We start from the raw sequence: 20,153 nt of genomic DNA, 5'->3' as shown, positions 1-20,153 counted from the left end.
AGAGAGAAATATTCTTCTTGGTCGGGCCTATGATTGTTGTAGGACAAGATTTCTTCTACCGAACGAAATCTGTCAGCTCACTACAAGAAATTCACAAGATCGAGCGTAGAAGCCATGACCCAAGCGTATGAACCGCTGCGCCTGCACGTCCCCGAACCCTCGGGCCGTCCCGGCTGTAAAACCGACTTCTCCTACCTGCATCTGACCGATGCCGGCACGGTGCGCAAACCCCCAATCGACGTTGAACCGGCTGACACGGCTGACCTGGCCCGTGGCCTGATCCGCGTGCTCGACGACCAGGGCAATGCCCTCGGCCCATGGGCCGAAAACGTACCGGTGGAGATCCTGCGCAAGGGCATGCGCGCCATGCTCAAGACCCGCATCTACGACAACCGCATGGTGGTCGCCCAGCGTCAGAAAAAGATGTCGTTCTACATGCAGAGCCTTGGCGAAGAAGCCATCGGCAGCGCCCAGGCCCTGGCCCTGAACATCGACGACATGTGCTTCCCGACCTACCGCCAGCAAAGCATCCTGATGGCCCGCGACGTACCGCTGGTCGACCTGATCTGCCAGCTGCTGTCCAACGAGCGCGATCCGCTCAAGGGACGTCAGTTGCCCATCATGTACTCGGTCAAGGACTCCGGTTTCTTCACCATCTCCGGCAACCTCGCCACCCAGTTCGTGCAAGCCGTGGGCTGGGGCATGGCCTCGGCGATCAAGGGCGACACCAAAATCGCTTCGGCGTGGATCGGCGACGGCGCCACCGCCGAGTCGGACTTCCACACCGCCCTGACGTTCGCCCACGTGTACCGCGCGCCGGTGATCCTCAACGTGGTCAACAACCAGTGGGCGATCTCCACCTTCCAGGCGATTGCCGGTGGTGAAGCCACCACCTTCGCCGGTCGTGGCGTCGGTTGCGGCATTGCCTCCCTGCGGGTCGACGGCAACGATTTCTACGCGGTCTACGCCGCCTCCGCCTGGGCTGCCGAACGTGCGCGCCGTAATCTCGGTCCGACCATGATCGAGTGGGTCACCTACCGCGCCGGCCCGCACTCGACCTCCGATGATCCGTCCAAATACCGTCCGGCCGATGACTGGAGCCACTTCCCGCTGGGCGATCCGATTGCGCGCCTCAAGCAGCACCTGATCAAGATCGGCCAGTGGTCCGAAGAGGAACACACCGCCGTCAGCGCCGAACTGGAAGCCCAAGTGATCGCCGCACAGAAAGAAGCCGAACAGTACGGCACCCTTGCCGGCGGCCAGATTCCGAGCGCCGCGACCATGTTCGAAGACGTCTACAAAGAGATGCCGGAGCACTTGAAGCGCCAGCGTCAAGAGTTGGGGATCTGACATGAACGATCACAACAACAATATCGAGCTGGAAACCGCCATGACCACGACCACCATGACCATGATCCAGGCCCTGCGCTCGGCCATGGATGTGATGCTTGAACGTGACGACAACGTCGTGGTCTTCGGCCAGGACGTGGGCTACTTCGGCGGCGTGTTCCGCTGCACCGAAGGCCTGCAAGCCAAGTACGGCACCTCGCGAGTGTTCGACGCGCCGATCTCTGAAAGCGGTATCGTCGGCACCGCCGTGGGCATGGGCGCCTACGGTCTGCGCCCGGTGGTGGAGATCCAGTTCGCCGACTACGTCTACCCGGCCTACGACCAGATCATTTCCGAAGCCGCGCGCCTGCGTTATCGCTCGGCCGGCGAGTTCACCGCGCCGATGACCCTGCGCATGCCCTGCGGCGGCGGCATCTACGGCGGCCAGACCCACAGCCAGAGCATCGAGGCACTCTTCACTCAGGTATGCGGTCTGCGCACCGTCATGCCGTCCAACCCCTACGACGCCAAAGGCCTGCTGATCGCCTCCATCGAAAACGATGACCCGGTGATCTTCCTGGAGCCGAAACGACTGTACAACGGTCCTTTCGACGGCCACCACGAACGCCCGGTTACCCCGTGGTCGAAACACCCCGCCGCACAGGTTCCGGACGGTTACTACACCGTACCGCTGGACGTTGCCGCTATCGCCCGTCCGGGCAAGGACGTCACGGTGCTGACCTACGGCACCACCGTCTACGTGTCGCAAGTGGCCGCTGAAGAAAGCGGCGTGGATGCCGAAGTCATCGACCTGCGCAGCCTGTGGCCGCTGGACCTGGAAACCATCACCAAATCGGTGAAGAAAACCGGGCGCTGCGTGATCGTTCACGAAGCCACCCGCACTTGCGGCTTCGGCGCCGAACTGACGGCGCTGGTGCAAGAGCATTGCTTCCACTACCTGGAAGCGCCGATCGAACGCGTCACCGGTTGGGATACCCCTTACCCGCACGCGCAAGAGTGGGCGTATTTCCCAGGGCCGTCCCGAGTGGGCGCGGCGTTGAAACGGGTCATGGAGGTCTGAATGGGCACGCACGTCATTAAAATGCCGGACATTGGTGAAGGCATTGCAGAAGTTGAATTGTCGGTATGGCACGTCAAGGTCGGCGACATGGTCGTCGAAGATCAGGTGCTGGCCGATGTGATGACCGACAAGGCGATGGTCGATATCCCGTCGCCGGTGCATGGCAAGGTCATTGCTCTTGGTGGCCAGCCGGGCGAAGTCATGGCGGTTGGCAGTGTGCTGATCAGCATTGAAGTCGAAGGCGCGGGCAACGTTAAGGAATCGGCGCAACCGGCAGCTGTTGTTAAAGAAGCACCGGTTGCAGCAACGAAAGTCGAAACCGTGGTTGAAAGCAAACCGGTCGCTGCCCCGGCGCCGAAAGCTGCCGTATGCCAAGGCCCGATAGTTGCTCGCGAGGCCGACGAGCGTCCGCTGGCCTCCCCGGCCGTGCGCAAGCATGCGCTGGACCTCGGCATTCAATTGCGCCTGGTGCGTGGCACCGGCCCCGCCGGCCGCGTGCTGCATGAAGACCTCGACGCCTACCTGGCCCAGGGTCAGTCGAACGCTTCGGCACCGGTGGCGGCTGCTTACGCCCAACGTACCGATGAACAGCAGATCCCGGTGATCGGCATGCGTCGCAAGATTGCCCAGCGCATGCAGGACGCCACCCAGCGCGCCGCCCACTTCAGTTATGTCGAAGAAATCGACGTCACCGCCGTGGAAGAGCTGCGCGCGCACCTCAACGAAAAACATGGCGCGACTCGCGGCAAGCTGACTTTGCTGCCGTTCCTGGTCCGCGCCCTGGTCGTCGCCCTGCGTGATTTCCCGCAGATCAACGCCCGCTACGACGACGAAGCCCAAGTCATCACCCGCCTCGGCGCGGTGCATGTCGGCATCGCCACCCAGGCGGATATCGGTTTGATGGTGCCGGTGGTGCGTCATGCCGAAGCCCGCAGCCTGTGGGACAGCGCCGCTGAAATCTCCCGTTTGGCCACTGCCGCCCGTAACGGCAAGGCCAGCCGCGACGAGTTGTCCGGCTCGACCATCACCCTGACCAGCCTCGGGGCCTTGGGCGGCATCGTCAGCACCCCGGTGCTGAACCTGCCGGAAGTGGCGATAGTCGGCGTGAACAAGATCGTCGAACGGCCAATGGTGATCAAAGGCCAGATCGTGATCCGCAAGATGATGAACCTCTCCAGCTCCTTCGATCACCGCGTGGTCGATGGCATGGACGCGGCGCTCTTCATCCAGGCCATCCGTGGCTTGCTCGAACAACCCGCGACCTTGTTTGTGGAGTAAGTCATGCAGACCCTCAATACCACGCTGCTGATCATCGGCGGCGGCCCCGGCGGTTATGTGACCGCGATCCGTGCCGGCCAACTGGGCATCCCGACCATCCTGGTGGAAGGCCAATCCCTGGGCGGCACTTGCCTGAACATTGGCTGCATTCCGTCCAAGGCACTGATTCACGTCGCTGAGCAGTTCCATCAAACGCAACACCACAGTCAGCATTCGGCCCTGGGCATCAGTGTTTCGGCGCCCACCCTGGACATCGGCAAGAGCGTGGAATGGAAAGACGGCATCGTCGATCGCCTGACCACCGGCGTCGCGGCACTGCTGAAAAAGAACAAGGTCCAGGTCGTTCAAGGCTGGGCCAAAGTGGTTGACGGCAAAACCGTGGAAGTTGGCGACACACGTATCCAGTGTGAACACCTGGTGCTGGCCACCGGCTCCAAAAGTGTGAACCTGCCAATGCTGCCGATTGGCGGGCCGATCATCTCGTCCACCGAGGCCCTGGCGCCGACATCCGTGCCCAAGCGCTTGATTGTGGTCGGCGGTGGCTACATCGGTCTGGAGTTGGGCATTGCCTATCGCAAGCTCGGCGCCGAGGTCAGCGTGGTGGAAGCGCAGGAACGCATCCTGCCGGCCTACGACGCCGAACTGACTCAGCCGGTGCACGACGAACTGAAAAAACTCGGTGTGAAGCTTTACTTGAAACACAGCGTGCAAGGCTTTGATTCTTCTAACAATACCTTGCAAGTACTTGCCCCGAACGGTGAGACCCTGAACCTGGAAACCGACCAGGTACTGGTGGCCGTCGGTCGCAAGCCGAACACCCAGGGCTGGAACCTCGAAGCGCTGAACCTGGACATGAACGGTTCCTCGATCAAGATCGACAACCGCTGCCAGACCAGCATGCGCAACGTGTATGCCATCGGTGACCTGAGCGGCGAACCGATGCTCGCCCACCGGGCCATGGCCCAGGGCGAGATGGTCGCCGAGCTGATCAGCGGTAAAACCCGCGAGTTCAACCCGACCGCCATCGCCGCCGTGTGCTTCACCGACCCGGAACTGGTGGTGGTCGGCAAGACCCCGGACGAGGCCAAGGCCGCAGGTTGGGACTGCATCGTGTCGAGCTTTCCGTTCGCCGCCAATGGCCGGGCGATGACCCTGGAGTCGAAAAGCGGCTTCGTGCGGGTGGTCGCTCGTCGGGATAATCATGTGATTGTCGGCTGGCAGGCGGTGGGCGTCGGCGTGTCGGAGCTGTCCACGGCGTTTGCCCAGAGCCTGGAGATGGGCGCGCGGCTGGAAGACATCGGCGGCACCATCCATGCACACCCGACCCTGGGTGAGGCGGTGCAGGAAGCGGCGTTGCGGGCCCTTGGCCACGCATTGCACCTGTGAATCAGGGCGATCGGTGGTGTCCGTGATGGCCTCTTCGCGAGCAAGCTCGCTCCCACAGGGGATTTGTGGTGTTTGCAGGACCTGATGGCCTACAAAGATCAAATGTGGGAGCGAGCTTGCTCGCGATTCTTGAGAACGACGCGATTTCTGCCGATCAGCCGATAGTCTGGGCTGCGATTTAGCCCAAGAATGAAGTATTGTTGTCCCCATCCAAAAAACGTCAGAAGCCTTGAACCGTTTCGACGGTTGTTCAGTGATAGAGGGTGTCATGGGTAACGAAAGCATCAATTGGGACAAGCTGGGTTTTGACTACATCAAGACCGACAAGCGCTATCTGTCGTACTTTCGCAATGGCGAGTGGGACAAAGGCACCCTGACCGAAGACAACGTGCTGCACATCAGCGAAGGCTCCACTGCCCTTCACTATGGCCAGCAATGCTTCGAAGGCCTGAAGGCCTATCGTTGCAAGGACGGCTCGATCAACCTGTTCCGTCCGGACCAGAACGCCGCGCGCATGCAGCGCAGCTGCGCCCGCCTGCTGATGCCGCACGTGTCCACCGAGCAGTTCATCGAAGCGTGCAAGGAAGTGGTGCGTGCCAACGAACGTTTCATTCCGCCGTACGGCACCGGCGGCGCGCTGTACCTGCGTCCGTTCGTGATCGGCGTGGGTGACAACATCGGCGTGCGTACCGCGCCGGAGTTCATCTTCTCGGTGTTTGCGATCCCGGTCGGCGCCTACTTCAAGGGCGGCCTGACCCCGCACAACTTCCTGATCTCCAGCTACGACCGCGCCGCGCCACAAGGCACCGGCGCCGCCAAGGTCGGTGGCAACTACGCCGCCAGCCTGATGCCGGGCTCCCAGGCCAAGAAGGCGCATTTCGCCGACTGCATCTACCTGGACCCACTGACTCATACCAAGATCGAGGAAGTCGGTTCGGCCAACTTCTTCGGGATCACCCACGATAACAAGTTCGTGACCCCGAACTCGCCATCGGTACTGCCGGGCATCACCCGTCTGTCGCTGATCGAACTGGCCAGGTCCCGCCTGGGTCTGGACGTGGTCGAAGGCGACGTGTTCATCGACAAGCTGGCGGACTTCAAGGAAGCCGGTGCTTGCGGTACTGCGGCGGTGATCACGCCGATCGGCGGCATCAACTACAACGACCACCTGCACGTGTTCCACAGCGAAACCGAAGTCGGCCCGATCACCCAGAAGCTCTACAAAGAGCTGACCGGCGTGCAAACCGGCGACATCGAAGCGCCAGCGGGCTGGATCGTCAAGGTTTGACCTGACGCCAGATGCACAAAAGCCCCCCATCGGGTGACCGATGGGGGGCTTTTTGTTTGCATAGTACTGACGAGTCCACCACTCCCCCTGTGGGAGCGAGCTTGCTCGCGATGACGACATTGCATTCAACACAGAAACAACCGGAATACACGTTCGTCAGTCAGCGAATGTTCCCGAACTCCACCGAACCTGCAGCAATTTGCGAAACTTTGACATTACCCTCAACCACCAACGGCAACCCGATTCCAAACCGCCTTCCAAACTCCTTGCGCCCCAACGCCGTCAACGCCAACGCCCGACTGTCCAGATCCTGGGTCACCCACTTGCGCTTGAGCGCCGTTTGCAGCAACGCCGCGCCCAGCGACCCGCCCAGATGTGGCCGACGCATGCTCCAGTCCAGGCACGGGCAGGCGAAACGACGGCGCAAGGTGCTCAAGTCCTGCGTCTCGATCCCGAGCCCTTGAAACATTGCCGTACCGCTGTCGCTCAAGCGATAGGCCTGTTCGTCGGTTTCCTCAAGCCAGCCCGCTTCAAGCATCCGGTCATGCAGCAGCACGGCCAGGGTTCCCGCCATGTGGTCGTAGCAGGTGCGGGCAAATTGCAGGCGATCCGGAGTCCGTGCCCGGAAGCTCGGCGCGGTGTACTGGCCGATCACCATCAGTGCCTCCAGGGCCTGGGCTACGCGCTTGTCCGCCAGGCTGTAATAGCGATGACGCCCCTGAACGTGCAGCCGCACCAGCGCCAGCTCCTTGAGCTTGGCCAGGTGGGCACTGGCGGTCGACGCGCTGACTTCGGCCACCGCCGCCAGTTCGGTGCTGGTGCGGGCATGGCCGTCCATCAGCGAACAGAGGATTTTCGTCCGCGCCGGCTCAGCGATGGCTGCCGCCACCTGCGAGACGCCAATGTCGTGTTGTTCTGCGCTCATATTTCGCTCCCGGACGAATCAATGCCCTTTCGGACTGGAGATAGTAGCAACACTTTCCAACAACCAAAGGCTGTGCCCATGGACCCGATCATCGCTGCGACCCATGCCGATCCTTATCCCTACTACGCACAACTGCGTGCCGAAGGTGGGCTGGCTTTTCATCCGGGGCTGAACATGTGGGTGGCCAGCAGCGCCCGGGCGGTGGCCGCCGTGCTGGCGCATCCCGATTGCCACGTTCGACCCGCGCAGGAGCCAGTCCCCAAGGCGATCGCCGACGGCATGGCCGGCCAGGTGTTCGGCCAATTGATGCGCATGAATGAAGGTGAACGCCAGCGTTGCCCACGGTCGGCGATTGCGCCGGGGCTGGAGTTGATCGATGCACGGGAAGTCGAGGCCCTGGTCAGCGCCCGATTGATGACCGCCGATGCCGCTGGCCTGTACAACGCCATGTTTCGCGGACCGGTGTGCGTGGTGGCGGCGTTGTTGGGGTTCACCCCGGCTCAGGGCCGCGCCATCAGTGAGTTGACGGCGGATTTCGTCGCTTGCCTGTCGCCCTTGAGTGACGCGGCACAATTGACCGCCGCCCACGCTGCCGCCGAACAATTGAGCGGTTATTTCATCGAATTGCTCGACGATCCGTACAACCACAGCCCTTTGCTTGCAGGTATCGGCCAGCGCTTCGCCTGCGGCGCGCCGCAAACCCTGATCGCCAACCTGATCGGCCTGTTCTCCCAGACCTTCGAGGCCACTGCCGGGCTGATCGGCAACGCCGTGCTGGCATTGATTCAACATCCGTCGTTGCGCAGCGAATCACCCCCTGTCGAAGACCTGCTGGCCGAAGTACAGCGCTTCGACCCGCCGGTACAGAACACCCGCCGCTTCGTCGCCGCCCCCTGCGAAATTGACGGAGTGAGGCTGAACGCCGCAGACGTGATCCTGGTGCTGCTGGCCTCGGCCAATCGCGACCCCCAGCTCAACGACAACCCCGACACCTTCCTGCTCGACCGCCCGAACCGGCGCAGCTTCACCTTCGGCGCGGGGCGCCATCAATGTCCGGGGCAACGACTGGCGTTGAGCATTGCCAGCGCCACGCTCAAGCAGCTTCTGGCGATGAGGCCGGCACTGGACCCTCTGAAGCGGGAATACCGCCCCTCCACGAATGGACGGATTCCACTGTTCCGTGAATGACCGAAAGCCGTTCAAGCAATGCGGTGTTCGACGGTCAGGTGAGACAGTTCATGGACCGGCGCCAGGCGTTCGCGAATGGTGTCGGCACTGACATTGGCCGCCGCCACAACGCTGACAATCGCGGCCCGCGCCTGGGGGCCGACCTGCCAGACATGCAAATCGCTGATGCGCACATCGTCCGACGACTCCAGCAGTTCACGAATCTCGTCGGCGACGTGTGTATCCGTGACATCGAGCAACACCGCTGCGCTGTCACGCATCAATCCAACGGCCCATTTCGCGATCACGATGGCGCCCACAATGCCCATCACCGGGTCCAGCCACACCCATCCCAGATAGCGCCCCGCCAGCAATGCGGCGATCGCCAGCACTGAAGTCAAGGCATCGGCCAGCACATGGACATAGGCCGAGCGCAGGTTGTTGTCGTGATGGTGATGATGGCCGTGCTCATGGCTGTGGCCATGATCGTGACCATGATGGCCGTGGTCGCCCGCCAGCAAAAAGGCACTGGCGATGTTCACCGCCAGCCCCACCACCGCAATCACCGTCGCTTCGGTGAATGCCACGGTCGTTGGCTGAAACAGGCGATAAACGGATTCACCGGCAATGCCGATCGCCACCAGCCCCAGCACCATGGCCGAGGCAAAACCCGCAAGATCCCCGACCTTGCCGGTGCCGAAGCTGTAACGCGCGTTGTTGGCATTGCGCCGTGCAAACCCATAGGCCGCCGCCGCGATGCCCAAGGCCCCGGCATGGGTGGCCATGTGAAAACCATCGGCCAGCAGCGCCATGGAACCGGTGATGTAACCGGCGGCAATTTCGCCAATCATCATCACAAACGTCAGCGCCACCACCCATAAGGTGCGTCGGGCGTTTTCATCATGGGATGCGCCGAGAAAGACATGGTCATGAGAAAAGCGCGAAGCCTGTGGTGTCAGTGTCATGGAATTCAGGCCTCTATTTGGCGTAACGACGGATGGCCAGCAACAGGTCTTCCACGCCCTGGGCGCGATCTTCATCGCTCAGGTCCGGATGGGCCACGTGCTCGCGGGCATGGGCGTCGATGAACTGCTCCAGCAGACCATTGACCGCGCCCCGGATGGCGGCCACCAGATGCAGGGTCTTGGCGCAATCGGCATCGGACTCAAGCGCTCGCTCCACGGCTTCCACCTGCCCGGCAATCCGCCGCACCCGCTTGATCAAGTCATCCTTGTGTTCGTGAATGTGTGCCATACCTATACCCCCTACCCCTATATGACACCTATGGTCGCCGATAGTGCGGAGCCTGGCAAGGCACAACCCGATGACGGTCGGTTTGGCGTGACATCGATTTTCGCCGGCCGGTTGGCCGCTGAACGTTTGGGTCCAACACCCCTGCTGCCCGGCTGGATTAGTTACACCGGGTTAAAACAGTCATGACGGGCAGTGCGTTTATCCCGCCGGCCTTTCTCCATAGAGTCACCAGGATCATGGTGAACAACGAGGTTCGATCGATGCAAACCCAACTGGACAAGTCACTGAGTGTTTTTGCGCGGGCAGACCTGCTGCAAGGTCCCACGCCCATTCAGCGGGCTGCGCGACTCGAACAGCTGCTGGGCCTCGACAAGCAGGGTATCGGCCTGTTTCTCAAACGCGACGACCATATGTTGATCGGCGTGGGCGGCAACAAGCTGCGCAAGCTTGAATTCCACATCGGCGCAGCACTGCAAGCCGGAATCGATACGATCATTACCGTGGGCGGCATCCAGTCCAATCATGCCCGCCTGACCGCCGCAGTGTGCGCCCGGCTGGGCATCGCCTGCGAGCTGTTCCTGACCCGGGCCGTGGCCAAGGCCGAGGTGGATTACGAGCTCAACGGCAATGTGCTGCTCGACCAGTTGTTCGGCGCGCAGATTCAGGTGTTTGCCGGCGGTACCGACTCACTGGCCAAAGCCGAGGCCAGGGCGGCGCAGCTTCGAGACTCCGGGCACAAGGTCATGGTGCTGCCAACCGGTGGCTCGACGCCCCTGGGCAGCCTCGGCTATGCCCGCTGCGCAGCGGAGATCGCCCAACAAGAGGCCGAACTGCAACTCACGTTCAATCAAGTGGTGGTACCCAATGGCAGCGCCGGCACGCATGCCGGGCTCGCGGCGGGTTTCCGGTTGCTGGGCCGGGGTACGTCCATGGTCAAGTCGTTCTCGGTGCTGTCCGACCAGGAATCATCAATAGCGAGAACCCTGCAACTGACCCGCGAAACATTGGCGCTACTGGACAGCAACGCCGAGGTGCGGGCTGATGAGCTGGTGATTGACGGCAGCCAACTGGGTACCGGCTATGGGCTGCCAACCGCCGCCATGCAGGACGCGGTACGCCTGATGGCGCGTGCCGAAGGCCTGTTGGTCGACCCGGTGTACTCCGGCAAGGCGTTTGCCGGGTTGCTGGCCGACCTGCAGCAAGGGCGCTTCGTCCCCGGGGACAATGTGCTGTTCATCATGACCGGCGGAACACCCGGCCTGTATGCGTACCGGGAAACGTTTCAGGCCTGACGGTCAATCATCCCGCGTCAGCACTTCCAGCAATTCGATTTCGAAGATCAGGTTCGAGTTCGGCGTGATCTTGCCCATGGTGCGTTCGCCATAGGCCAGGTGCGCCGGCACCAGCAACTTGCGCTTGCCGCCGACCTGCATGCCCATGATGCCCTGGTCCCAGCCCTTGATGACCCGCCCGGTGCCGATCACGCACTGGAAGGGTTTGCCACGACTGTACGAAGAGTCGAATTCGGTCCCGTCCTCCAGCCAGCCACGGTACTGGGTGGTGATCAGTGCGCCTTTTACGGCGGCTTTTCCGTCACCCACCTGAAGATCGATTACCTGAAGCTCGTCATTCATTGATTTCACTCGTATGCTCACTCGCCCTCAAGGGCCTGATGGGCGCCGTTTTCCCAGATTTGTAGTCGATTGGCAACCATTGCCGCCTCCGCGCGCGACGTTTAAAGCTGTTTGCTGAACTAAAATAATCAACAATTACCCGTACGGTTCTCCGCCCTGATGGCCATCCCCGAATGATCCTGCTCTGGACCAGCGTCCTCCTTGGTTCAATGACGCTCAGCCTGATCGTCGTGATGGCTTGGCGCGAACGCTATCTGCAAAAGCAACTGGCGGAGTATCGCGCGATCATCAATAGCCTGTCCGAAGGCCAGAACATCCACAAGGATGACGACGCCGAGCGCTTCAAGCGCAGCCAGTATTTCGCTCGTATCGGCACCTGGGACTGGGATGTCGACACCGACCGGTTGTATTGGTCAGATGCCATTTTCGGCATGTTCGGCTTCAAGATCGGCGAAGTGACGCCCTCTTACGCCCTGTTCTGTTCCTGCGTGCATCCGGAAGACCGGCTCAGGGTTCGGGCCGGCGAACTGCGTTGCCTGGAAACCGGTGAAAACCATGATGAGGAATACCGCGTGGTGTGGCCCGACGGAACGATCCGCTGGCTGCGGGAAACCGGCAACGTGGTCAAGAACGACCACGACGAAACGATCAAGATGATGGGTGTGGTACGCGACATCACCGAAGAAAAGGCTTCGGCCAACTACCTCAAGCACCTGGCCCATTACGACCCGTTGACCGGCCTGCCCAATCGCCTGGTGCTCGAAGAGCGCCTGTCCGAAGCGCTGGAGCTGGCGCGCACCAGTGCCACGCGGGTGGCGCTGGTGTTTGTCGACCTCAATGGCTTCAAGGCCATCAACGACCGCTATGGGCATGCGGCCGGCGACCGCGTGCTGGTCACGACCGCCACGCGGCTCAAGCGCATCCTGCACGGCACCGACACCGTCGCCCGGATCGGCGGCGACGAATTCGTGGTCATCCTCCAGGACCTGCCCCAAGGCAAAAGCCTGCAAGATGAAGCGCGCACCATCTGCCAGAAAATCTTCGTCGAACTCTCCCCGCCCGTCACCCTCGGCAACGACCAGCGCCACATCGGCACCAGCCTCGGCGTCGCCGTGTTCCCCGATCATGCGCCGAGCATCGACCGCTTGCTGCACATTGCCGACCTGGCGATGTATGAGGCCAAGCGCAGCGGGAACAATCAGTATCGGTTGGGCACCGAGAGCCTGGTGCGGGCACACAGCGAATAACGCTTCGTCCTTGAATGCATTGATCCACTTCGCGCATCAATGCATACCAACAATGCAATTAACCTCTCGATGCCCCTGCTCCACTATCCGCCCCAACAAGAACCGTGCGCCGGGTGCTTTGTGAATCCATGTCGCCCCAGAGCAAGCAGTCCCTAGCGGTTGGTGAAACAGGGCCGCCACTCCCATAAATGGGGGACTACACCCACTCAACCGGGTGTTTACCACCTAATTTGAGGAATACCCCCACCCTACACTTCACCAAAAAGACACATTTTGAAACAACTTACTTATTACTCAGTATCTTCCTCATCCATGGCCCGACGGTTGCATAGCCCCTTGCAACGCAGGCAGATGCTGTCACCAACCGGGGATGGCGGGTTTCGCCGTTGCGCTATGTCGCGAGGGGAACCTCATGAAAATCATTGCATCGCCGTTCAATTCGTTCCGCTTCTTAAGGGTTTCGGGCGCAGGCTCTGTACTGTTGATCACCTTCAGTCTGTCCCCGGTCAACGCAGCACCGCTTGACGATGTCAGCCCGCCGCCGCCAACAGATCCTTCGGCGTATACCAACCCGCCGACCGACTTCAAGGCCGCGCTGGATGCCCTAAAGGCCATGCCACCCGCCAACCAGGGTTCCATCGCCTTGCCCAACGGTGTGTACGGCACCCGCACCACGCCAACGACCGACAACGTGCTGCCGCCAGCCCTGCAGACATCCTTCAAAATCCCCACCAACGGCAAGCCCAGCCCGTTGTTCGGGGCCCAGCCGTACACTCAGCAACTGCTGCTGTTCGAAGAATTCGGCACGGAGAAACTCGACCCGACACTGCCGCCGCCCACCCTGAGTTTCCCGGTTCCGATCGTCGGTCCGGCGCCCACGCAGGACCCGAACAACATCGCCCGCAGCGGCCCTTCGGCCGCCGCGCTGGAAGCCTTCATGCGCCAGCCGGGGCTGTACCCGTTTCCGGCGCAGTATTCCAACGTGCTGGACCGCAACCCGTGGAAAGCGCAGATCGAAGCCTTCCTCAACCGCCATCCGGTCAGCTCGCCGGCCGAAGGTCGTCCGCCAGGAAAAGGCTGGTCGCACCAGCGCTGGAACGAGTTCTACCCACAGGTCGCCTTCAAGACCACTCAAGCCGGCGCCAAGCTCAACGGCGGCATGCGCGACCGCCGGCAGTTGCACAACTACGCCGTCGGTGAGTTCGGGCCGGGCGGGCTCTACAACCAGACCTCGGACACCCCGGTCATAACAGGCACCACCAAAGGCATCGACACCCGCTTTCACCCCAACATGCCGATTCAGAACCACAAGGCGCTCTGGACCTTCGACGGCACCTTTCCGCCAAAACTGCTGATGGTGCGGTACGGCCAACCGGTGCTGATGCGTCACTACAACGCCCTGCCGATCGATCCGTCGGCCAACATGGGGTTCGGCCTGCACACCCTCAGCACCCACGAACACAATGGCCACTCCCCGGCGGAAAGCGACGGATTTTCCAATGCGTTTTTCTTTCCGGGGCAGTACTACGACTATCGCTGGCCGATCCAGTTGGCCGGTTACGACACCATCAACACCAGCGCTCAGGATCCGCGCGCGGCGTTCCCCTGCGCCCCGGGCGAAACCCTGTTCGTCAACGATGCCACGCCGGGCCTCAAGACCTGCAACAACGGCAGCATCAAGATCCGTGGCGACTGGCACGAAACCATGAGCACCCACTGGTTCCACGACCACATGCTCGATTTCACCGCGCAGAACGTCTACAAGGGCAACGCGGTGATGATGAACTACTACAGCGCCCTGGATCGCGGTAACGAAGCGTTTGTAGACGGCGTCAACCTGCGCCTGCCCAGCGGTTCGGCGTTGCCCTGGGGCAACCGCGACTATGACGTCAACCTGCTGCTGGCCGACAAGGCCTGGGACGCCAATGGCCAGCTGTGGTTCAACCCGTTCAACACCGATGGTTTTCTCGGCGACCAGCTCCTGGTCAACTGGCAGTACCAGCCGCGCCTGAAGGTACGGGCGCGCAGCTATCGTTTCCGCATCCTCAACGGCTCGGTGTCGCGCTACTTCAAGATCGCGCTGGTGCGTGAGATCGCCGGTACCGGTGGCGAATTCCCCGGCCCGACAGGTTCCGGCCTGTCCTATACCCGCGTGCCGTTCCACTTGATCGCCAACGACGGCAACCTCATGGAACACGCCGTGCCGTTCGACGGCAGCATGGACCTGGACGCTGACGGCGACCTGCAGGACCACAACGCCATCCTGCCCACCATGGGCATCGCCGAGCGTTACGACATCATCGTCAACTTCGCGAAAAACGGGATCAGCACCGGCGACAAGCTGTATTTCGTCAACCTGATGGAGCACCACGACGGCAAGGGGCCGGAGGCTTTACCGCCGAGCCTGGCCGATGTCCTGTCCGGCAGGTACAAGGCGGTGCTCAAGCTGGGCAGCAAAGGGCTGGAATGGGACGCCGGCGACCCGGTGGTGGGCAAGTTCCTGCAACTGCTGGTCCAGCCTTATGCCGGCCAGGACGTGAGCATGAACCCCGCTGACTACGAACCCGCCAAGCCGGGCAAGGCGATGGGTAAAACCATGCTTCCGCTGACCCTCAACCGTGACGACCCGACGGTGCAGACCAAACTGAAACTGGCGCGCCATCGCGAGTTCATCTTCGGCCGCTCCGATGGCACCGACGAAGCCCCCTGGACCATCAAGACTGATGGCGGTTTAGGCTTCCAGATGGACCCTCGGATCATCAGCGCCGCTCCGCAACTGGCCAACGGTCCGACCGCTGCCGGGTTCTCCGGCGACGGCACCCTGGAAGTGTGGAAAATCAGGAACGGCGGCAACGGCTGGAACCACCCGGTGCACGTGCACTTCGAAGAAGGGATCGTCCTCAACCGCGACGGCAAGGCACCACCGGAATGGGAAAAATGGGCCCGCAAGGACATCTATCGTATCGGCGAGGGCATCGACAGCTCGCAGGACGTGGAAATGGCGATCCGCTTCCGTGAATTCGCCGGGACCTACATGGAGCACTGCCACAATACCCAGCACGAGGACACGTCCATGCTGCTGCGCTGGGATGTCGAGCACCCCGGCCAGTTCCAGTTGATGCCAACCCCCCTGCCCGGCTGGGACGGCGTCACCTACGTCAATTCCGCCGCGCTGCCGACCTTCCGCACTGGCGATACACGTGTCGAGGACCCCGATAACCAAAAACCGATTGCCAACCCCGACAGCGCCATCAGTAACACCGGCCAACCGGTGATCATCAACGTCCTGGCCAACGACAGCGACCCTGACGGTAACGTGCCACTTAAAGTGGTGGGGCTGGAGCAACCGGACTCCGGCAAGGGCGAGGTCAGCACCGATGGCCTGCGTGTGACCTACACACCACCGGCCACGGTCCCCGCGCCGTTCACCGCGACCTTTACCTATAGGGCCGCCGATGCCAAGGGCGCCGAGTCGGCACCGGCGACGGTGTCCGTGGCGGTCTCGGCACCGGTCAACGAGAGCCTGATCGTCACCAGCGCCACCGTCACCGCCCGCAGCAACAGCCGCTGGTATTGGGTCCTGTCCGGCACCACCTCCCGTGGCACGGGCAATACCATCACGGCAACGGCCACCACCACAACCGGTACGGTGAACCTTGGCGCTGCCGTCCTGACGCCTACGGCCACAGGCGCGCGCTGGAACATAGCAGTGACCACCGCCGGCAGTGGCCCGTCGCCTAGCCCGACGGCGACCATCAAATCGGCCTTCGGCAAAACCGTGACGGTGCCGATAAAAGCGAACTGAGTACAACCTGGCTTTAGCGATGAGGGCCTCATTGGGGCCCTCATCGCTAAAAAAACTGACAACTTACCTGGATGTCAACTCTCCAGAAAGAAGGTGATTGGCGGGGATGTGTTCTTCAAGGTTGAACGAGTAAAACAGTCTCTCCTGCCCACTCGATAACTGTCCGATCATGCTACGTGCTTCCCTGCTGGCCAATGCAGATACTTTGCCGCAGGCCAGATAGCAGAGCTATTTCTTCAAAATGATCAGACGAAAACGGTCAGTCAAAGAACTCCATGCCTGCATACGGCTGGCGCCGGCATTGCTCAAGCCTTGAAGCCAGGCTGCCCACATGCACTTCCAGGCGATGTCCATCGGGATCCGAAAAATAAAACGAGTTACCTTCGCTCGAATTGGACTTCCACTCAATAACGTTACGAAGCCGCAAGTAAGCGGTGACTTCTTCAAAATCTTCCTGCCCCACCGAAAACGCATAGTGGGTGTAATCAGGCTGTTTTTCCGCCAGACGTGTCTCATCGAGAGACAGACAAAGCCAGAGATCACCGAGGGAAAGATAAGCCCCCGTCTCCCAGCGGGCAGCCAATCTAAAGCCGGGTAGAGCCACATAAAACTCAATACTGCGAGAGAGGTTCACAACCGCCAACGTCAAATGATTCAAGCCAGTCAACATGAGCATCTATCCAGAACCAGTGCACGTAGAGTGAGATGGGTATCGAAACCCGTTTGCTGACTTCGATGGGATGACCGCCTCACGCGCTGAGGAAGTCAGTCAACCAAAATCGAGGCTCTTGAGAATACCTCGCACAGGCCCCATCGTGGATTTATCCGCGATGGGGCCTGCAACCGCGTAGCAACGTTCGGCCAGTAGAAGCATCATACCGCCAGGATAAAGTCCGCCTGATCGATACCTGCACTGCTGACACCGACAAGGCGAATAGAGTCCACTCCGATCCCGATCAGCGTGTCCGCCCCGTCAGCCGCAATGCTCACGTTGGCAGCGAACGTCTCGCTGCTGATCCCCAGCCCCGCGATATTGAGCAGGTCCTGCCCTGCGGCCGGATTGACGTCGAAGTCCTGGATCAAGTCGTTGCCGAAGCCTGCGGCAGCAAACGCGAAGGTATCGTTGCCGAAGCCGCCGTTGAGCGTGTCGTTGCCCAGCCCGCCGAGGAACAGATCGTCACCCGCACCGCCGACCAGAGTGTCGTTGGCCAGGCCGCCCAGCATCCTGTGGTTTGCCGCCGCTGCATCGTAGGCCAGTTCACTGCCGCTGCCCTCGGCGTTCGCCTGCAAACCCGCCGCCGCGTATTGGCCATTCAGCGCGACCTGAGCCGCATGCGCGCCGTCGTTCACGATCAGCAGGCCGCCGGTGCCAGTGTCATTCGCTGCATAAGTGATCTGCGTATTGGCGCCGAACGCAACATCGCCAAAGTCCAGCGTGTCACCCGAGGCAAAACCGCTGACGCTGCCACTGAACGCCGTCGACACATCAAGCTTCAGCGTGCCTGCCGCGCCGCTGTCAAACGTCACATGCTGATCGGAGGCAGCACCGAATTCCAGCATCGCCGAACCGCTGATAGTCGCACTTCCCCCGCCTTGGGCATCTCCGTGGATGGTGATATTGCCATCGTTCGCCCACAGGCTGCCGCTGTTGACCAGCGCACTTTCAATCACCAATCCGCCGCTGCCGCTGGCTTGCAGCACCCCCGTGTTGGTGACGGCGCTGTTACCGGTATCGATCACCAGCGCATTGACGCCGCTGGCATGAATCAGGCCTGAGTTGACCACCATCATCTGCCCCGCCCCCAACTGACCGGCACCCGAGATGGTGTTGTCGGCATTGGTGAGCACCGTGTCGGCGCTGCCGCCGAAAATCACGTTTTGCGCATTGTCGGATAGCAGCACCTGGCCGCCACCGGTCAAGGTCGCGCCACGGAACAGAATCTCAAGGCTAGTCTCGTTGCCGGTGGAGCCGAGCTCGATGGTGCCGCTGTTATGGATGCTGCCACCGAACGGCATGATCGCGCCGTCGGCAATGGTGAGGGTGCCGGCGTTGTTGGTGAGCGGATCGACATCGAACTGGAAGTTCGCTTCGCTCAAGTCCGCGGCATCGACACCTTTCAGGGTGACCGTCTGGCCCGAGCTTATGCTGACCAATGCATTGCCATTGGCGTCGTTAGTGATACTCAAGTCAGCAAAGCCGGTGACGCCCGTGAAGCCGATCATGTCGATCTTGTCTGCCGTGGCATCGAAACTGTAGATCTGATTGTTGCCGATCGGCTGGGCGAAGACGAAGGTGTCGGTACCGGACGAACCGGTCAGGTTGTCGTCAGCGGACAAGGCGAAGATCGGTGCGCCGGGGGCAAAGGCCTCGACGTTATTGAATACATAGGAACTGCCCACACTGCCGTCGGCGTTAGTCCAGGTCATGTTGATGTGGAGTACCGCAGCGCCCGCGAAGCCTTCTGGTGTTGTCACGGTCAATGCTCCGGGATCGCTGGTCTGCACGGTCCAGGTGCCGTCGCCGTTGTTGATTCCGGCGTTCAGAGTCCAATTTGACGGAACGTCGGCAATTGTGACAACAAAGCTATCGCTCAGGCCTGCCGATGGATCAGCAATCGCAAGGTTTATTGCTTCTCCGGACACTCCCGCAGGGTAAGTCAGGCTAATGCTTGTTGCAGCACTAACGTTGCCTGCCGCGTCCATAGCCGTGACAAATAGCGTCTTGGTACCCGAAAACTTGCCAGTCAAATCAATATTGGCGAATTGACCGCCGGTATTGGTCGTTCCGGTCCCAATTTCTGTGTCGCCGGCGCCAAACACGCCATTGCCATTGTCCAGGTAAACCTTAATGAATGAATTAGCTTCGGCGCTCCCTGAAAGCTTATGGTTTGTACCGGAGTTGTTGTAAGTCAGCCCAGTCGGTGACGCTGGCGGTGTTGTATCAATCGGAGTTTCAACGACGTTCTGCACGTTTACCGTAATCGTCTGCGTATCGATTCCGCCACTGGCGTCGGCCACCTGAACATCCACAACGTAGGCGTTGTCGCCATCGGTACCACCGACATCCTGGGGACTCTCGTAATCGGGCGCCGAATTGAACGTCAGCACCCCGCTCGAACTGATCGAGAACTTGCTGAAGTCCGTCCCGGCCGTATTCAGGAGCGAGTAGCTCAGCGTCTGCGCTGGTAGATCAGCATCGGTCGCCAGCACTGTCGTGACCGCCGTGGTGTTCTCCGCCACGTTGATCGAAGCCGTCGCACCACCGCCGTTGGAGGTGATCGTCGGTGAGTCGTTGCTGCCGGCGATATGCACGGTGACCGAAGTGAGGGTGCCATCGGCACTGCTCACCGCAAAGGTGTCGGTGTAGGTGGTGCCAGCGGCGAACTCGTTGTGGGCGGAGCTGGCGACGTAGGTCCAGGCACCGCCGGTGCCGATGGAGAACTGACCGTAGCTGCCGGCGGTGTTGGTTTGCGCGACGAAGGTTGCGGCGCTGTCGACGTCGCTGATGGTCAGGGTGCCGCTGGTAGAGATGTCGGCGGCGGCATTGGTCTCGGTGAGGTTGGCGATGTCGGCGGACAGCACGGCCGCATCGTTGGTGCCGAGGATATGCACGGTGACCGAAGTGAGGGTGCCATCGGCACTGCTCACCGCAAAGGTGTCGGTGTAGGTCGTACCGGCGGCGAACTCGTTGTGGGCGGAACTGGCGACGTAGGTCCAGGCACCGCCGGTGCCGATGGAGAACTGGCCGTAGCTGCCGGC

15 protein-coding genes are annotated in these 20,153 nt (G+C 61.3%); 9 read left to right on the top strand and 6 right to left on the bottom strand.

Annotated features, from left to right (window positions below; all coding sequences use genetic code 11):
* Positions 1–114 precede the first annotated feature (114 nt).
* From AC1RS8_RS13650 to AC1RS8_RS13630, 5 genes are all read left to right on the top strand, one after another.
* Entirely contained in the window at positions 115–1,350 is a 1,236-nt protein-coding gene (locus AC1RS8_RS13650) for a 3-methyl-2-oxobutanoate dehydrogenase (2-methylpropanoyl-transferring) subunit alpha (RefSeq protein ID WP_154860167.1), read from the top strand.
* A 1-nt stretch (position 1,351) separates the two neighbouring features.
* On the top strand, positions 1,352–2,410 hold the full coding sequence (locus AC1RS8_RS13645) for an alpha-ketoacid dehydrogenase subunit beta (RefSeq protein WP_007988197.1): 1,059 nt from the start codon (positions 1,352–1,354) through the stop codon (positions 2,408–2,410).
* Entirely contained in the window at positions 2,411–3,688 is a 1,278-nt protein-coding gene (locus tag AC1RS8_RS13640; RefSeq protein ID WP_489340477.1) for a dihydrolipoamide acetyltransferase family protein, read from the top strand.
* A gap of 3 nt (positions 3,689–3,691) precedes the next feature.
* Positions 3,692–5,074 carry a dihydrolipoyl dehydrogenase gene (gene lpdA, locus AC1RS8_RS13635; RefSeq protein ID WP_057715215.1) on the top strand — a complete coding sequence of 461 codons (1,383 nt, stop codon included), beginning with the start codon at positions 3,692–3,694 and terminating at the stop codon, positions 5,072–5,074.
* Between the two features lie 268 nt (positions 5,075–5,342).
* Positions 5,343–6,362 (top strand): branched-chain amino acid aminotransferase, encoded by a 1,020-nt coding sequence (locus AC1RS8_RS13630; RefSeq protein ID WP_090454954.1) that lies wholly within the window; start codon positions 5,343–5,345, stop codon positions 6,360–6,362.
* 160 nt (positions 6,363–6,522) lie between these two features.
* Here AC1RS8_RS13630 and AC1RS8_RS13625 read toward each other — a convergent pair whose 3' ends face one another.
* On the bottom strand, positions 6,523–7,287 hold the full coding sequence (locus AC1RS8_RS13625) for an ArsR/SmtB family transcription factor (RefSeq protein ID WP_489340476.1): 765 nt from the start codon (positions 7,285–7,287) through the stop codon (positions 6,523–6,525).
* A 78-nt stretch (positions 7,288–7,365) separates the two neighbouring features.
* Between AC1RS8_RS13625 and AC1RS8_RS13620 the strand changes: the two genes are divergently transcribed.
* Positions 7,366–8,475 (top strand): cytochrome P450, encoded by a 1,110-nt coding sequence (locus tag AC1RS8_RS13620; RefSeq protein WP_489340475.1) that lies wholly within the window; start codon positions 7,366–7,368, stop codon positions 8,473–8,475.
* Between the two features lie 11 nt (positions 8,476–8,486).
* On the opposite strand, the gene dmeF is transcribed toward AC1RS8_RS13620, so the two are convergent.
* Together dmeF and AC1RS8_RS13610 are read right to left on the bottom strand one after the other, a co-directional pair.
* Entirely contained in the window at positions 8,487–9,419 is a 933-nt protein-coding gene (dmeF, locus tag AC1RS8_RS13615; RefSeq protein WP_489340474.1) for a CDF family Co(II)/Ni(II) efflux transporter DmeF, read from the bottom strand.
* Positions 9,420–9,432: 13 nt separating this feature from the next.
* Positions 9,433–9,708, bottom strand: coding sequence for a metal/formaldehyde-sensitive transcriptional repressor (locus AC1RS8_RS13610; RefSeq protein ID WP_057715220.1), 276 nt, complete (start codon positions 9,706–9,708; stop codon positions 9,433–9,435).
* A gap of 260 nt (positions 9,709–9,968) precedes the next feature.
* On the opposite strand from AC1RS8_RS13610, the gene AC1RS8_RS13605 reads away from it, so the two are divergent.
* Positions 9,969–11,000 carry a D-cysteine desulfhydrase family protein gene (locus AC1RS8_RS13605; RefSeq protein ID WP_489340473.1) on the top strand — a complete coding sequence of 344 codons (1,032 nt, stop codon included), beginning with the start codon at positions 9,969–9,971 and terminating at the stop codon, positions 10,998–11,000.
* A gap of 3 nt (positions 11,001–11,003) precedes the next feature.
* Here the strand turns inward: AC1RS8_RS13605 and AC1RS8_RS13600 are convergent, their stop codons facing one another.
* Entirely contained in the window at positions 11,004–11,342 is a 339-nt protein-coding gene (locus AC1RS8_RS13600) for an FKBP-type peptidyl-prolyl cis-trans isomerase (protein WP_057715221.1), read from the bottom strand.
* Positions 11,343–11,515: 173 nt separating this feature from the next.
* Here AC1RS8_RS13600 and AC1RS8_RS13595 point away from each other — a divergent pair, with 173 nt between their 5' ends.
* Positions 11,516–12,589, top strand: coding sequence for a diguanylate cyclase domain-containing protein (locus tag AC1RS8_RS13595; RefSeq protein WP_489340472.1), 1,074 nt, complete (start codon positions 11,516–11,518; stop codon positions 12,587–12,589).
* 412 nt (positions 12,590–13,001) lie between these two features.
* Positions 13,002–16,394 (top strand): Ig-like domain-containing protein, encoded by a 3,393-nt coding sequence (locus AC1RS8_RS13590; RefSeq protein ID WP_493162847.1) that lies wholly within the window; start codon positions 13,002–13,004, stop codon positions 16,392–16,394.
* A 259-nt stretch (positions 16,395–16,653) separates the two neighbouring features.
* Here the strand turns inward: AC1RS8_RS13590 and fos are convergent, their stop codons facing one another.
* Both fos and AC1RS8_RS13580 read right to left on the bottom strand, forming a co-directional pair.
* Complete coding sequence (fos, locus tag AC1RS8_RS13585) at positions 16,654–17,064, bottom strand: fosfomycin resistance glutathione transferase (RefSeq protein WP_489340470.1); 411 nt, start codon at positions 17,062–17,064, stop codon at positions 16,654–16,656.
* A 203-nt stretch (positions 17,065–17,267) separates the two neighbouring features.
* Positions 17,268–20,153: beta strand repeat-containing protein (locus AC1RS8_RS13580; protein ID WP_493162844.1), on the bottom strand; the 2,886-nt coding region annotated here is incomplete at its 5' end.

It is taken from the genome of Pseudomonas sp. GW821-FHT12A04 (genome assembly GCF_058807755.1).
The sequence above is the reverse complement of the archived record's forward strand: the minus strand, read 5'-3'. Positions and strand labels throughout refer to the sequence as shown.

Coding starts and splice junctions, on each gene's coding strand:
- AC1RS8_RS13650 (WP_154860167.1), top strand. CDS start 115: ATGACCCAAGCGTATGAACCGCTGCGCCTGCACGTCCCCGAACCCTCG.
- AC1RS8_RS13645 (WP_007988197.1), top strand. CDS start 1,352: ATGAACGATCACAACAACAATATCGAGCTGGAAACCGCCATGACCACG.
- AC1RS8_RS13640 (WP_489340477.1), top strand. CDS start 2,411: ATGGGCACGCACGTCATTAAAATGCCGGACATTGGTGAAGGCATTGCA.
- lpdA (WP_057715215.1), top strand. CDS start 3,692: ATGCAGACCCTCAATACCACGCTGCTGATCATCGGCGGCGGCCCCGGC.
- AC1RS8_RS13630 (WP_090454954.1), top strand. CDS start 5,343: ATGGGTAACGAAAGCATCAATTGGGACAAGCTGGGTTTTGACTACATC.
- AC1RS8_RS13625 (WP_489340476.1), bottom strand. CDS start 7,287: ATGAGCGCAGAACAACACGACATTGGCGTCTCGCAGGTGGCGGCAGCC.
- AC1RS8_RS13620 (WP_489340475.1), top strand. CDS start 7,366: ATGGACCCGATCATCGCTGCGACCCATGCCGATCCTTATCCCTACTAC.
- dmeF (WP_489340474.1), bottom strand. CDS start 9,419: ATGACACTGACACCACAGGCTTCGCGCTTTTCTCATGACCATGTCTTT.
- AC1RS8_RS13610 (WP_057715220.1), bottom strand. CDS start 9,708: ATGGCACACATTCACGAACACAAGGATGACTTGATCAAGCGGGTGCGG.
- AC1RS8_RS13605 (WP_489340473.1), top strand. CDS start 9,969: ATGCAAACCCAACTGGACAAGTCACTGAGTGTTTTTGCGCGGGCAGAC.
- AC1RS8_RS13600 (WP_057715221.1), bottom strand. CDS start 11,342: ATGAATGACGAGCTTCAGGTAATCGATCTTCAGGTGGGTGACGGAAAA.
- AC1RS8_RS13595 (WP_489340472.1), top strand. CDS start 11,516: ATGATCCTGCTCTGGACCAGCGTCCTCCTTGGTTCAATGACGCTCAGC.
- AC1RS8_RS13590 (WP_493162847.1), top strand. CDS start 13,002: ATGAAAATCATTGCATCGCCGTTCAATTCGTTCCGCTTCTTAAGGGTT.
- fos (WP_489340470.1), bottom strand. CDS start 17,064: ATGTTGACTGGCTTGAATCATTTGACGTTGGCGGTTGTGAACCTCTCT.